The sequence below is a fragment of the Nonomuraea spiralis genome (assembly GCF_014648435.1).
GTDB classification, from domain to species: Bacteria; Actinomycetota; Actinomycetes; order Streptosporangiales; family Streptosporangiaceae; genus Nonomuraea; species Nonomuraea spiralis.
In genome coordinates this window covers 463,611-476,363 of the sequence record NZ_BMRC01000002.1, presented here as the reverse complement: position 1 = coordinate 476,363, position 12,753 = coordinate 463,611, and the positions used below count along the sequence as shown (strand labels likewise).

Annotated in this window: 13 protein-coding genes; 7 read left to right on the top strand and 6 right to left on the bottom strand. The window is 70.0% G+C overall.

All coding sequences use genetic code 11. From position 1 onward, the window contains the following. Nucleotides 1-8: 8 nt before the first annotated feature. Complete coding sequence (locus tag IEZ27_RS06120) at nt 9-713, bottom strand: M50 family metallopeptidase (RefSeq protein ID WP_125635150.1); 705 nt, start codon at nt 711-713, stop codon at nt 9-11. A 34-nt stretch (nt 714-747) separates the two neighbouring features. Here IEZ27_RS06120 and IEZ27_RS06115 point away from each other — a divergent pair, with 34 nt between their 5' ends. Genes IEZ27_RS06115 through IEZ27_RS06105 form a run of 3 tightly spaced genes read left to right on the top strand, consistent with a single transcriptional unit; the run spans nt 748 to nt 3,250 of the window. After that, the gene (locus IEZ27_RS06115; protein ID WP_189646299.1) at nt 748-1,632 is read left to right on the top strand and encodes an amidohydrolase family protein; all 885 of its coding nucleotides are present in this window, start codon (nt 748-750) and stop codon (nt 1,630-1,632) included. Nucleotides 1,633-1,639: 7 nt separating this feature from the next. After that, nucleotides 1,640-2,116, top strand: a complete 477-nt coding sequence (locus IEZ27_RS06110; protein WP_125635146.1) for a nuclear transport factor 2 family protein — start codon at nt 1,640-1,642, stop codon at nt 2,114-2,116. A gap of 15 nt (nt 2,117-2,131) precedes the next feature. Beyond that, a complete protein-coding gene (locus tag IEZ27_RS06105; RefSeq protein ID WP_189646298.1) occupies nt 2,132-3,250 on the top strand; it encodes a magnesium and cobalt transport protein CorA in 1,119 nt (372 codons plus the stop codon). Nucleotides 3,251-3,760: 510 nt separating this feature from the next. On the opposite strand, the gene IEZ27_RS06100 is transcribed toward IEZ27_RS06105, so the two are convergent. Then, on the bottom strand, nt 3,761-3,961 hold the full coding sequence (locus IEZ27_RS06100) for a hypothetical protein (RefSeq protein ID WP_189646297.1): 201 nt from the start codon (nt 3,959-3,961) through the stop codon (nt 3,761-3,763). Between the two features lie 9 nt (nt 3,962-3,970). On the opposite strand from IEZ27_RS06100, the gene IEZ27_RS06095 reads away from it, so the two are divergent. The 4 genes from IEZ27_RS06095 (at nt 3,971) to IEZ27_RS06080 (ending at nt 8,378) form a co-directional block, all read left to right on the top strand. Further along, on the top strand, nt 3,971-4,132 hold the full coding sequence (locus IEZ27_RS06095; protein WP_185844676.1) for a hypothetical protein: 162 nt from the start codon (nt 3,971-3,973) through the stop codon (nt 4,130-4,132). Further along, nucleotides 4,129-6,192, top strand: coding sequence for a hypothetical protein (locus IEZ27_RS06090; RefSeq protein WP_189646296.1), 2,064 nt, complete (start codon nt 4,129-4,131; stop codon nt 6,190-6,192). The genes IEZ27_RS06095 and IEZ27_RS06090 overlap by 4 nt, the downstream gene beginning before the upstream one ends. 101 nt (nt 6,193-6,293) lie before the next feature. Next, entirely contained in the window at nt 6,294-6,740 is a 447-nt protein-coding gene (locus IEZ27_RS06085) for a hypothetical protein (RefSeq protein ID WP_229823427.1), read from the top strand. A gap of 816 nt (nt 6,741-7,556) precedes the next feature. Then, on the top strand, nt 7,557-8,378 hold the full coding sequence (locus IEZ27_RS06080; RefSeq protein ID WP_189646294.1) for a fumarylacetoacetate hydrolase family protein: 822 nt from the start codon (nt 7,557-7,559) through the stop codon (nt 8,376-8,378). Nucleotides 8,379-8,618: 240 nt separating this feature from the next. On the opposite strand, the gene IEZ27_RS06075 is transcribed toward IEZ27_RS06080, so the two are convergent. The 4 genes from IEZ27_RS06075 to IEZ27_RS06060 form a co-directional block, all read right to left on the bottom strand. After that, nucleotides 8,619-10,136 (bottom strand): heparinase II/III domain-containing protein, encoded by a 1,518-nt coding sequence (locus tag IEZ27_RS06075; protein ID WP_189646293.1) that lies wholly within the window; start codon nt 10,134-10,136, stop codon nt 8,619-8,621. A 71-nt stretch (nt 10,137-10,207) separates the two neighbouring features. Next, on the bottom strand, nt 10,208-11,122 hold the full coding sequence (locus tag IEZ27_RS06070; RefSeq protein WP_189646292.1) for a hypothetical protein: 915 nt from the start codon (nt 11,120-11,122) through the stop codon (nt 10,208-10,210). Continuing rightward, a complete protein-coding gene (locus tag IEZ27_RS06065) occupies nt 11,115-11,702 on the bottom strand; it encodes an RNA polymerase sigma factor (protein WP_189646291.1) in 588 nt (195 codons plus the stop codon). Before IEZ27_RS06065 ends, IEZ27_RS06070 begins: the two co-directional genes overlap by 8 nt. Before the next feature lie 97 nt (nt 11,703-11,799). Next, nucleotides 11,800-12,750 carry a winged helix DNA-binding domain-containing protein gene (locus tag IEZ27_RS06060; RefSeq protein ID WP_189646290.1) on the bottom strand — a complete coding sequence of 317 codons (951 nt, stop codon included), beginning with the start codon at nt 12,748-12,750 and terminating at the stop codon, nt 11,800-11,802. Nucleotides 12,751-12,753: the final 3 nt, after the last annotated feature.

The window sequence follows — 12,753 nt, the reverse complement described above, 5'->3', positions numbered from 1 at the left end:
TTCGGCTTTCAGGGGGCCAACGGATTCATCAGGTACGCGCCGAACACCACCGACACGGCGGCCACGAGCAGGAAGAAGAACACGTAGAAGCCGCCGGGCAGGAACGTCAGCCGGGCGAGCTGGTCGGCGTCGGAGTCTCTGGCCTGCCGGCGACGTCGTTTGCGCTGCAGCTCGACGATCGGCCGGACGCCGCCGAACAGCAGGAACCACGTCGCGACCATGGCCACGATCTGCTGGACCTCGGCGGGGGCGTACATGGACAGGGCGAACACCGCGCCGCCGGTGACCAGCAGGATCAGCGCGCCGTAGAGGTTGCGGATCAGCAGCAGCATGCACACCAGGAAGAGCAGCACACCCCAGATCAGCAACGTGATGCGGCCCTGCTCGGTCAGCCACGCGGCGGCCAGCCCCAGCAGCGAGGGCGCGAGGTAGCCGGCGAGCGCGGTCAGCACCATGCCTGGGCCGTTGGGGCGGCCCCTGGTCAGCGTGACGCCGGAGGTGTCGGAGTGGAGCCGGATGCCTTCGAGCTTGCGCCGGGTGAGCAGCGCCATCACCGCGTGACCACCCTCGTGGGCGATCGTGATCAGCCCCCTCGACACCTGCCAGGGTGTGCGGAACGCGACGACCGCGAGCGCGGCCAGAGCCGAGACCAGCACGACCCAGGGGTCGGGGTCAGGCTGAACCTTGATCAGGTGGGCCCAGAGCATGTCCATCGAGGAGAAACACTAGCCGGGTAAAGTCCCGGTTGTGGCCGCAGAACGACATTCTGACGCGGACGTCCCGGCGTGGTGGCGCGGGCTCGGGCTACCGGGCCTGATCGACCTACATGTGCACTTCCTGCCCGAACGGATGGAACGCCGGGTCTGGCATCACTTCAACCACGGCGGGCCGTTGATGGGCGCCGGCTGGAAGATCGAGTACGAATGGCCGGTCGAGGAGCGGCTGACGAGGCTGCGCGAGATGGGCGTACGGCACTTCCCCGCGCTGGCGTACGCGCACCGCCCGGACATGGCGCGCGACCTCAACGCCTGGACGCTCGCCTTCGCCCGCCGCAACCCCGACTGCCTGCCGTCGGCGACGTTCTATCCCGAACCCGGCGCGGCCGGCTACGTACGGGCGGCGCTCGCGGACGGCGTCAAGATCTTCAAGGTGCACCTCCAGGTCGGCGGCTTCGACCCGGCCGTCCCCGAGCTGACGGAGGTCTGGGGGCTGCTGGCGGAGGCCGGCGTGCCCGTGGTCGTGCACGCCAGCTCGGTGCCCGTACCCGGCGGCCACGTGGGACCCGGCCCGATCGGCGCGGTGCTGGCCGCCCACCCCCGGCTGCGGGTGGTGATCGCGCACCTGGGCATGCCCGAGTACGAGCCGTTCTTCGACCTGGCCCGCCGTTACGAACGGGTCGCGCTGGACACCACCATGGCCTTCACGGACTTCTCCGAGCGCGGCATGCCCTTTCCCCGCCGATTGCGCCCGGTTCTGCGTGATCTCGGACTGGCGGGGAAGGTGGTGCTCGGCAGCGATTTCCCGACGATTCCGTACCCCTACGTACATCAGCTCGACGCGCTCGCCCGCCTGGACTTCGGCGAGGCGTGGCTGCGGGCGGTGTGCTGGGACAACGGTGCGGCCATGATCTGATGGCAAGGTGAACGATCGGCACGTGGCGCTCATCGGCGCCTTCTACGACGCTCTGGGCCGCGCGGACTTCGCGGCCATGGAGCGCTGCTACCACCCCGAGGTCAGCTTCGGCGATCCCATCTTCCAGGAGGTCGAGGGACGCGACCGGGTGATGGCGATGTGGCGGCTGCAGCTCGGTGTGCGGGACGGCCTGAAGTCCGAGTACCAGGACGTCCAGGCCGACGAGTTCAGCGGCTCGGCCCACTGGACCGCCCAGTACACCTTCTCCAGCACCGGCCGCCCGGTCGTCAACGAGATCGACGCGCTGTTCAGGTTCGAGGACGACCTCATCGTCCGCCACCACGACGAGTTCGACTTCAGACGCTGGTCCAGAATGGCTCTCGGCAGACCGAACGGGCTGCTGTTCGGCTGGACGCCGATGTGGCGCAAGACCATCAGGGACCGGGCGACCCAGGAGCTCAACGGCTTCGCGTCGTCCCAGTAGCCGGATCGGAGGGGCATGGCCAGGGTGAAGGGGTTCAGGCGCAGCGGCGACTCCCGCGAGGAGGCACCGGAGCACTCGATGGACCCGCGCGCCGGCGAGGAGCCCCCCTACCGGCCCACCGTCATCGACAACGCGATCTACCAGCACGGTGAGCGGGTCGACAACCCCGGCTCGCTCGCCGACGCCTTCGAACGCCTCAAGCAGATGCCCGGCAGCATGGCCTGGATCGGCCTCTACCGGCCCAAGGAGTGGGAGCTGGTCAAGCTCGCCGAGGAGTTCGAGCTGCACGAGCTGGCGCTGGAGGACGCGATCGTCGGCTCCCAGCGCGCCAAGGCCGACCGCTACGGCGACACGCTGTTCGTCGTGCTGCGCGCCGCCCGCTACCTCGACGACGTCGAGGAGGTGGCCTTCGGCGAGCTGCACGTCTTCGTCGGCCCCAACTTCGTGATCACCGTACGCCACGCCGAGGCGCCCGACCTCCAGGGCGTGCGCAAGCGCATGGAGTCCGACCCCGACCTGCTGCGCCAGGGCCCGCAGGCCGTCCTGTACGCCATCCTCGACGCCGTGGTCGACGGCTACGCGCCGGTGGTGGCCGGGCTGCAGAAGGACATCGAGGAGATCGAGGTCGAGGTCTTCAGCGGCGACCCCTCGGTGTCGCGGCGCGTCTACGAGCTGTCCGGCGAGGTGATCGAGTTCCAGCGGGCCACCGCGCCGCTGGTCGGCATGATCAACGGCTTCATCGCCGGCGCGGCCAAGTACGGCGTCAACGACGAACTGCAGAGCTACCTGCGCGACGTCGCCGACCACGCGATCACGGTGACCGAGCGCATCTCGGCCTTCCGCCTGATGTTGCAGAACATCCTGGTGGTGAACTCGACGCTGGTGACTCAGGCCCAGAACGCGGAGATGGCCCGTATGACGGAGGCCAGCATCCAGCAGGGCGAGGAGGTCAAGAAGATCTCCGCCTGGGCGGCCATCCTGTTCGCGCCGACCCTGGTCGGCACCATCTACGGGATGAACTTCGACTTCATGCCCGAGACCCACTGGTTGTTCGGGTATCCGTTCGCGATCATGCTGATGGCGGCGGTGTGCCTGGTGCTCTACATGGTCTTCAAACGCCGCAACTGGCTCTGACCGGGCGCCCGTTCATCCGCCGAGCAGCGAGACGGACACGCGCCCCACCCCCTGACCGACGGCCGGACGCGGCCCCCGAAGACCAAGGGCCGGCCCCCTACCCGGCCCCGCCCTGCTCGACCACGTTCACCATCACGTCGGGCTCGTTGACTGCGCAAGGGACGCCTCCAGGATCAGCGCCACCGGCCACGTACCGGCAGAGGCGCGCCACCTTCTCCTCCGACGCCCAGCCGGAACCACAGGGGGCTGATGAAGTGGTGCAGAGTCACGACGTAGGCCAGACCTCGGTCCAACCAGCCTTCGGTCCTCCGAGGAGTCCGCGAACTGCGCGCCCGCACCCCCCGTCCCTCGACCGGCTCCACGCTTGCCACGCCCACTCCCCGCTCCCCTGGGCTCACCCCCCTCAGCGATCCGCCCCGCTCACGCCCGCCCCTCAGAGACCCTCCCCTCAGGCCCCGCCCCTCCGACCACAACGGCGCAAACGGAAGCATCACCACATTCTCCCCGAATTCATTCCCGCAATTCACCACCCTCCCGTGCCCGATTCACCCGATACCGCAATTCCCATTTCTCCTCCAGCGGCCCGCCGGTTAATATGCCATCGACCCCGGCCCTCCCCTCCACAAAGCGCAACGAAATCGGGTGATGATGGCGACGCAGCACGAAATAACCGCCGCCCGGCGTCACATCGAACGACTGCGCGACGAACACGCCAACGACGTGATCACACTCATCCGCCTGGTGGACGGCGGCGCGCTCAAGGGCCCCGCCGGCGACAACCTCGCCGCCGACCTACGCACCTGGGACCGAGGCTTCAAAGACCTCTTCACCCGCGCACTGGGACTTCTCGACACCCTCCACCCCTCTGAGCCCACCCCATGACCCCGTCCGTCGGCATCGACCCCGCCCTGATGACCCAGCTCATCAACGGCATGAAGCGGGCGAGCCACACCCTCCCGGACGTCGGCCGCCAAGTGGAACAGACCCTCACCACCCTCGGCGTACCCCTCTGGGGACCGGGCCACCTGTCGTCCATCGGCCGCCAGATGAACGACCGGATCCCCTCCCTCCAGGGCCGCCTCGACCTCATCCTCGCCACCCCCGACCGCCGATCGGGAACAGGCGGCGGCGTCCTCTGGGCCGACGAATCCGGCTGGCTCTCGAAATCCCCCGCTGAAGGCATGGCGTCCGCCACCGCGCTGGCCGCCGAAATCCGTACGAAAATCACGTCCCATTCGCTGGACGCGCAAACCGTGGCCGAACTCGAACGGCACAAGAACGACCCGTTCTTCGCCGTGGCCTTCCTCACCATGATCCCGCCGCGCGAACTCACATCTCTCATTTCACGCGCCTACTCCGCGGATCTCCCGCCGTCCAGCCGCCCGCTCCTCTACGACACCGCGATCCAGGACAGGTTCCTCACCATGCTCAGTACGCTGCTCGGCACCGCCTCCCACGGTGTGGGCCGGACGCGGCTGGCCGCCGACTACGCCGACCGGCTGATCGAGGACATCGACCACCCCCAGACCGCGTACGCCGTGAAGAGGCTCCTCCAGGACGGCGACTTCGACCACGCCTTCCTGCTCGCCCTTGTCCGCAAACTCCACGACGAGGACCTGGCCCATCCCCCCGACCTGACCCTCCCCCGAGACCCCTGGACGCTGCCCGGCCCACGAGACGTCTCCCCCGGCGACCTCAGCCCCCTGGGCATCGCCCTGATCGCACTGGCCCACCACCCCGCCGTCGCCCAGGACTTCTTCACCGACCCCGCCCGCAGGCCCCTCGCGTACCTGATGCGCGACCACCCCTGGCTCGGCGGCGCCGACGCCGAGCTCGGCTGGGCCATCCAGGCCGCCACCACCGAGTTCCGCGACCACGACCTGCCGCCTGGTGGGTCACGCGGCTACAAGTCCGCCCTGATCGCCTCCTGGGCGCTCCACTTCTGGAGCGCCCCCAAAACCCAGACCAACCTCCCCACCACCCGCCCCCACCTCGCCGCAATCCTCACCCAATACATCAGCGACGTACACCGCTCCACACAGCTCTTCGGCAAGGAGGTACCAGGTGTCATGGCCAACCTTGATCCGGACAAGGACCTGAGTGGCCGGGAGCCTTATGGTGCGAGGTTCAACGCGGATGAGACCAAGAGGGCCATGACGTGGCTCTTTGAGGACGACGACGCGTTCCGGACCGTCAGTGCCGCACACGGTCTCTACGCCGCCCGAATGCTGGACGAACTCGCGGCCAAGATCTCCGCCGAGGTCGAACGCGACTTCACGGCATGGCGGGAGTCTCATCCGGCGGCCACCTGGAAGCAACTCGACAAGATGCGCCAGGACATTCTCGAGGAGCACATGGTTCGCAGCGGAGGCGCGGAATTCGCCGCAGCGGTCGGTGATCTCGGCATGACAACCTGGGTAATCGCCGATGCGGCCAACATCTCCTCGATCGAGAAGGCCAAAGCGGATGACGTCCGCACGAGGACCTTCAAGCAGTTGACCGAACAGGTCGTCGGGCTGGTCCCGACACCACCGGGGAAGTTCGTCGGACTAGTGGTCGACACGGCCGAGAGCCTGGTCTTCGACAAAGTTACGCCGAGTCACGAGGAGCAGGCTCGCCAGGACGCGGACACCGCGCTTGGAGCGGCCAAGCACATGTTCACTGATCTGACGGCATCTGTGATGATGCGCCATGGCCTGTTCGGAGAGGTCTCTGCCCAGACGCACCCGTATTACTACGAGGACTTCTCCCCTGGAGCGACAGGTCACTTCCTCACAGACAAGGGCATCAGACCTTGGGCCGAGATGAGCGCCGACCAACGCTCCGCCTACGAGGAGTGGCTGTCGTTGAACACGACGGGCCGCGTCTTCAACCAGCCGGATGACGCCCTCGCACTCAGTTTCAAAGAGGCGGAGAAGCACTATGTGGGGCGTACCTCATGAGAAGGCAACCATTACTCGCCCCCATCGTTGCCTTGCTCACCCTCGTGACGGCATGCTCCTCGCCAAGTGTCCCAGCGGCGGACGCCCGCCCCTTGGGCAATGTGACCGCCACTCCGCGAGAATGCGGCCTGATCTCGACGAACGCCATCCAGATTGCCACCGGCTTCAAGGACTACAGAGCCATCGGAACGAAAATGAGCGAAGGACGGTTCGCATCCTGCTCGGTCGCCGACGATCTCGACTCGAAAGGCAAGCTGGGGTTGGTGATCAGGATCCATGAACCGTCTCCGCTCAGCCCTGAGGGGTTGAAGAACACCAAGGCGACCACCGGAGGACGTGATCTGCCTGGAGGACTGGGACCGGGATTCGCTTCACGGCGCGAGGACGCCGGCGACCAGACGGTCGCCTTCGTCTACGGCTGGACGTCTGACTATGAACACCTTCTCAGCATTGAGGTGACGGAAGGGGCGCCGGGCCGCGATTCATTGGCGGATGCGGTTGAGTTCTTCCGGCAACTCAAGCCGCTCCTGCTCACCGCGTCCAAATGACGTGTGGTCGCGATCACCGTCGGCGGCCGGCGCCGTGGTGGTTGCGCCTGAGGCGGGGACGTCGGTCAGGGTTGGTTTGGTCTGGGTGATGGTGCGGTGGCGTGAATCGCCCCGAGTTCGGTTTGAGAGGTGGGCTGGAGCGCCGCGAGTCTGTCTCCTCTGGGTTGGAAGGAGAGCAGGACCTTGCTCCCGAGGTTTTGTGGCGGGCAGTATCGTGCTGCGGCTGTCGCCTTCGTGCAGGATTTGCCGGGGGCTCGATCCTGGTCAGGGGGCGTACTTCGGGGTCTGTCCTGACCGTGGGTGCGCAGTTCGTGTAGGGCGAGCCGGCGCGGTTGTCTGCCGCTGCTGAGGTGAGGAACGGGCGGGTCGGTACGTGTGGGCTCGTGGCGGGTGATGGGGGTGCCAGGTTCCTTGCGGGGGTGGGGGCCTTGAGGCGTTTCTTGTTGCGTGGCGTGTGGAGGAGGGGGGCACGTTGTCGACCGAGTCCAGGGGTTATGAGGGTTTGTTCCTCATAGCAGAACGCTGATGCTGGGTACGGAAGCCTTCCTCTAGCTTGGGCACCGTGAACCCCGAGGAGGCTGTGCGCGGGTTTGGCGGACGGTGATCAGGTTCGGCTCAGGTGCCCAAGGCGGAGGCCTGTGCGTCCCAAGCCCTGTACGGACGCGACCTGTTCGCGGTAGGTGGTGGGGTCTCGAGGCCGGGGTTCGGGGCTCGTCGGGGTGAGTGGGTGGTGGGCATGAGGGTCCGGGTGTAGGGCTGGTTGTTGCTTTGGCGTGTCCTGTTTGAGGGGCTGCGTCAGTATTGAGAGGAGCTCGTGTGAGGCTCGCGACGTTGCGGCTGCCGCGCCGTACGGCTGCTGTGCGGATCGACGGGGAGCTTGCCGTGGAGGTCGGGGCACCCGATGTCGGGATGTTGCTGGCTGATCCGCGGTGGCGGGAGGTGGCGGCGGCGGCGGACGGTGCGCGGCATCCGCTGTCGACGGCCGATCTGGCGCCCGTCGTGCCGGTGCCGGGGAAGATCATCTGTGTCGGGCTCAACTATCGCAGCCACATCCTGGAGATGGGGCGGGAGTTGCCGGAGTATCCGACGGTGTTCGCGAAGTTCGCGGAGGCGTTGATCGGGCCGTACGACGACATCGAGCTTCCGGCCGTGTCGCGGGCGATGGACTGGGAGGCCGAGCTGGCGGTGATCGTCGGGGCGGAGGTGCGTAACGCCTCCAGGGAGGAGGCCGAGGCGGCCATCGCGGGGTACTCGGTGCTGAATGATGTGACGGCTCGGGATTATCAGAGCCGTACGCTGCAGTGGTTGCAGGGCAAGACGTTCGAGGGGACGACGCCGTTCGGGCCGTTTCTTGTCACGCCGGATGAGATCAGCGGGGCGATGACCATGCAGTGTGAGGTGGACGGTGAGGTGGTGCAGCAGGCGGACACGGCTGATCTGGTGTTCTCGCCGGGTGAGCTGATCGCGTACCTGTCGGAGATCCTCACGTTGCGGCCGGGGGATGTGATCGCGACCGGTACGCCTGGGGGTGTCGGGCATGCCAGGAAGCCGCCTCGGTATCTGGGGGACGGCAGCAAGGTTGTCACTCGGATCGCCGGGGTTGGTGAGTTGGTGAACACGGCGCGCCGTCGCGCCTGAGGTGTCCGTGCCTGAGACATTCCGCACCTGTGGCATTCCGTGTCTGAGGCATTCCGCGCCTGCCCCGGCGCGAATGAGCTGCCTGACCGGGAGATGCCTGGCTCGGCCGGGGCTACGCCATGCCAGCCGCTTCCGCGGCAGGGGACGGCCCTCCGCGGGTACGCCCCCGCTGCCGCGACGGACGAAGACCTTCCGTACCGACGCCGACCAGCTTCGCGGTAGGTGCGACACCGGCCGCACCTACGCGGGCCAGGGCCACGGTAGGTGGAGGGAGGCCAGGTCGGGAGGGGTGGGGCCGGGGATCAGGGCGGTCAGGACGGTGGGGGCTGCTCCAGATGTGATGGTTACGGCCTGTTCGGTGCGTAGGTAGCTGGTGGCGATTGTGGTGGTTCCTAGTTCCATGCCTGCCGAGGGCCATTGCAGGAGGGTGACACGCCGGTCGCCGTCGCCGAGCACCACCGCGTCCGCGCGTCGTTCGACCACCCGCAGCGCCGGGTCGAAGTGCCACAGGCTGCGGAGGGTTCCCGAGGGCACCGAGTCGCGTACGGCCAGCAGGTCGTCGCCGTGCCGGACCAGGACGTGGCGGGTTCTGGTGACGCCGTAGGCGTCGTCGGCCAGTTCGAAGGACTGCTGGTCGGGGCCGAGGTCGGCGTTCAGCAGCTGGGTGGCGGTGCCGGGCCGGAAGGTCCCGGACGTCGGGACGGGCACGTTGTGCGCCTGCGGGGTACGGGTCCAGGCGGCGTACTCGGTCCGTTCGTAGGAGTGGAAGCCGGCTTCGGTCAGGATGCGGCGGCCCTGGGCGCAGTAGGTGACGCCGAGGTGGTCCTCGTGGCCGTGCAGGCGGCGGCCGGGTCCGAATCTGATCGAGTAGTGGGCCGAGCGCGGGTCGTCCCAGGCGGTCCGGCCGAAGACGTAGCCGGCGTCGAAGACGCGTACGGGCGGGCCGTCGTGGGGGAAGCCGGGGGCGCGGGTGTCGGCCGGGCTGTCGCCGATGGGGGTCAGGCGGCCGTCGGGCTGGGTGGCGTGGGCGATGTAGCCCTCCAGCGCGGTCCTGCGGGCGGCGAGCCGGGCCGGGACCGGGGCGCCGCTCTCGGCGACGGCGCGCAGGGCCACGCCGAGGCGGCGGTGCACGTACAGGCCGTAGCGGGGGGCCTGCTCGTGCAGGACGCCCTGGGCGTCGACGGCCAGTTCGGCCGAGGCGGTCATCCTGCGTACGGCCAGGTCGCGCCACTTCGCCCGGCCCAGCCGGCAGCCGACGACCAGCAGCGCGATGTCCTGGTCCAGGCCGTGGTTGTGGCCCGCCCGGTAGAGCGCCGGGTCGGCCAGGACCTCGCCGTGCGCGGCCAGGCTCTCCCAAAGCAGCGGGGTGCGTACGTGCTCGCTCAGGCAGACCAGGACGGGGGCGCGCAGCGCGACGGCGTGCTCGGCCCACGCCCAGGAGCTCACCCCGTGCCCGCCGCGCGGGTTGCCGCGGATCCACTGCTCGGCCACGTCGGCCGCGCGGTCCAGGCAGGCCCGCTCGCCCGTGCGTTCGTACGCGGCGACCAGCCGGCCCGCCCAGCGCAGCGTGTGCAGGTTCAGCGCCCAGGAACGGTTGCCGTACGGGTCGGCGGTCCAGTCGATCTCCGTACCGAGGTCGGCGGGCGGCAGGCCGGCGAACCTGACCTGGCCGCGCATCACCTCCGCCACGTCGGCGGCGGGGAACTGGTCGCTCAGGCAGATGGCCCTGCCGGTGGTCGTGCGGGCACGCCAGAACACGTCGCGGCTCCTGTTTCCGGGCACGCGGAACTCGCCGCGCGGCGGTCACGCGTCCGATGGGTGAGGGTGGGTCAGTGCAGGTCGGGGGCCTGGTCGGTCCAGCCTGCCGACAGGACGACCTGGGATGCGCCCGTACCGCCCGCGTCGGTGCCGGCGAGGACCTGCGAGGTGGCCGGGTCGATGATCAGCGTCCGGCGGACGCCGGTGGGCAGCGGGTAGCTGAACGCCTCGCCGGGACGGCCGCGAGGGTCGGCGCGTCCGCCCAGGTAGCGGACGTCGGGCAGGTCGGCGAGCGCCCGGTAGGCGGCGGCGCGTACGGCGGGGGGCGACGGCTTGCTCCACAGCAGGCCGCTGAGCGCGTCGGCCAGCAGTCCCGCCGAGCCCGCGGGCAACATCGCGGCCACGCGCTCCCTGAGCGCCGCCGGGTCGGCGGGCAGCTCCTGGATCTGCCGGAACGTCAGGTCGCGGCCCGCCATGCTGAACGGCGACCGGCCCGTCACGGGGACGATCCGGGCGCGTCCGACGCAGCCGTCGCCCGAGGCGGGGGTGCCCGGGGCGGGGGTGCCCGGGGCGGAGGTGCCCGGGGCGGAGGTGCCCGGGGCGGGGGTGAGGGTGCAGGTCCAGGCCTGGCCGTCTCTGGTGGCCCACAACTCGGTCAGGCGGTCGCCGTCGTGGAGCCTGGCGATGTGCCAGTAGGCGGCCTGCCGGCCGGAGGCCGCCGTGGTGGCCGCCGCGAGCAGGATCGAACGGCCGGGCACGGCGGGCGGCGTGCCGGGGAGCAGTACGAGGGCCACGGCGATCGCGGCGGTCGCGGCCAGGGAGAACGCCGACAGCCGGGACAGGCGCCGGCGGCGGCGCGCGGCCACGACCCGCCGCCACACCCGGGTCTGCGCGTGGGGCGCGGGCTCCGGCTCGCCGTACAGGTCGCGGATGGAGCGCAGCTCGTCGGAGGTGAAGGGGGCGTCGGAGGTACGGGGGTCAGGCATGGGTGGCCTCCTCCAGGACGTGCGCGCCGAGCAGGCCGCGCAGCTTCCTGCGTGCCCGGCTGAGCCGCGACCCCACGGTCCCGTACGGGATGCCGAGCGCGGTGGCGATCTCGTCGTGGCTCAGCCCCGCGAGCGCGACGAGCAGCAGTACGTCGCGGTCGCGCCGGTCGAGTTCGGCCAGGGCGGCGGCCAGGTTCGGGCGCAGGCTCTGGGCGCTGACGCGCAGGGCGACGGCGTCCTCGTGGCCGGGGGCGTCGGCGTCGGGCCCGAAGCGGCCGAGCGCGCGCAGGGTACGGGCCTCCAGCCGGCGCTGTTTGCCGATGAGGTTGGTGGCGATGCCGTAGAGCCAGGCGCGTACGCCGGCGCGCGAGGGGTCGTAGTGCGCGCGCTTGCGGAAGGCGGTCAGGAAGGTCTCGGCGACGATGTCCTCGGCGTGGTCGGGACCGAGGCGCTGGGCGACGTAGTTGTGGATCTCGCCGAAGTACCGGTCGAACACCTCCTCGAAGTGTTCGTCGAGCGTGCGTTCGCCGGGCGCGCGGGCGGCCCACGGCACCGCCGTCGCGATGGTCTCCCCCGTCATTGTCCAGCCTTCCGGTGCATCGAGTGGTCTGTCTTGTATCACCCGATGCGCCGGATCGCTTTCACGGCGGGCAACCGTCCCGTCCGAGAAGGTACGTTCAGCGCCCGGTGAGGAAGCGGCGGACGTCCTCGATCTCCTCCTGGACCGGGCCTTCGGGCAGCTCGTCGAACGGCAGCACGCTCACCTGCGCGCCCTTCCTGGACCACACGCCCCTGATCGTCCCGCCGGCCAGGACGACCGGGCGCAGGATGCCGCCTCCGGGGAACACCTTGGCGCCGTGCTCGGGGGCGAGGATGGCGTCCCTGCCGCGCCAGCCCATCAGGTACTCGTCGAAGGCGGGGGCGAGGCGTACGACGGGCTCGCCCGGCTCGGGCGGGTCCTGGACGGCGCTCGCCCGCCAGGCCGCGCGGGCCTCGCCGAGCGGCAGGCCCGACCAGGCGGCCAGGTCCTCGGGGCCGGCCGGGTGGTGGGCGCGCCGGTAGCGTACGGCCAGCTCCTTCAGCGCGCGCCCGCGGTCGGGCTCGGGCACGACGGGCGCGCCGAGCCAGTCCCCCGTGTGCACGTACGTGGGCTTGCCCGCCCGGGACGGGCCGAGCACCGCCAGGCCGTGATGGGCGGCCAGCGCCACCAGGTGCACGACGCCCTGGCCGCGGGCCCGTCCGGCCAGGCGTTCCTCCAGCTCGGCCTTGGTCAGCGGGCCCTGGCCGGCGAGGGCGTCCGTGATGAGCGGGAGCAGGTCGTCGCCCGTGACGCCCTCCTGGCGCAGGCGGCGCAGGGCTGCGGTGTCGCTGCTGGTGAGGGTGTGCATCCAGGGCAGGTCGCCGACGTGCACGAAGTGCAGCGTGCCGCGCGGGCCCCACGTCCGGACGATCTCGCGGGCCTGCCAGGCGGCCTCGACGGCGGCCGGGGTGAGCGTGGCCGAGCGGGCGCGGAAGGCCAGCAGGGCGGACGGCACGTCCTGGGCCTGGATCGCGGTCAGGTGCCGGACGACGTCGCCCGCGGTGAGGCCGGGCGGGCGGTGCAGGAGCTGGGCCTCGACGCTTCTCATGGC

Excerpts from the sequence above, each read along its gene's own strand:
- IEZ27_RS06090 (WP_189646296.1), top strand. The coding sequence starts at position 4,129 with ATGACCCCGTCCGTCGGCATCGACCCCGCCCTGATGACCCAGCTCATC.
- IEZ27_RS06060 (WP_189646290.1), bottom strand. The coding sequence starts at position 12,750 with ATGAGAAGCGTCGAGGCCCAGCTCCTGCACCGCCCGCCCGGCCTCACC.
- IEZ27_RS06120 (WP_125635150.1), bottom strand. The coding sequence starts at position 713 with ATGGACATGCTCTGGGCCCACCTGATCAAGGTTCAGCCTGACCCCGAC.
- IEZ27_RS06070 (WP_189646292.1), bottom strand. The coding sequence starts at position 11,122 with ATGCCTGACCCCCGTACCTCCGACGCCCCCTTCACCTCCGACGAGCTG.
- IEZ27_RS06065 (WP_189646291.1), bottom strand. The coding sequence starts at position 11,702 with ATGACGGGGGAGACCATCGCGACGGCGGTGCCGTGGGCCGCCCGCGCG.
- IEZ27_RS06105 (WP_189646298.1), top strand. The coding sequence starts at position 2,132 with ATGGCCAGGGTGAAGGGGTTCAGGCGCAGCGGCGACTCCCGCGAGGAG.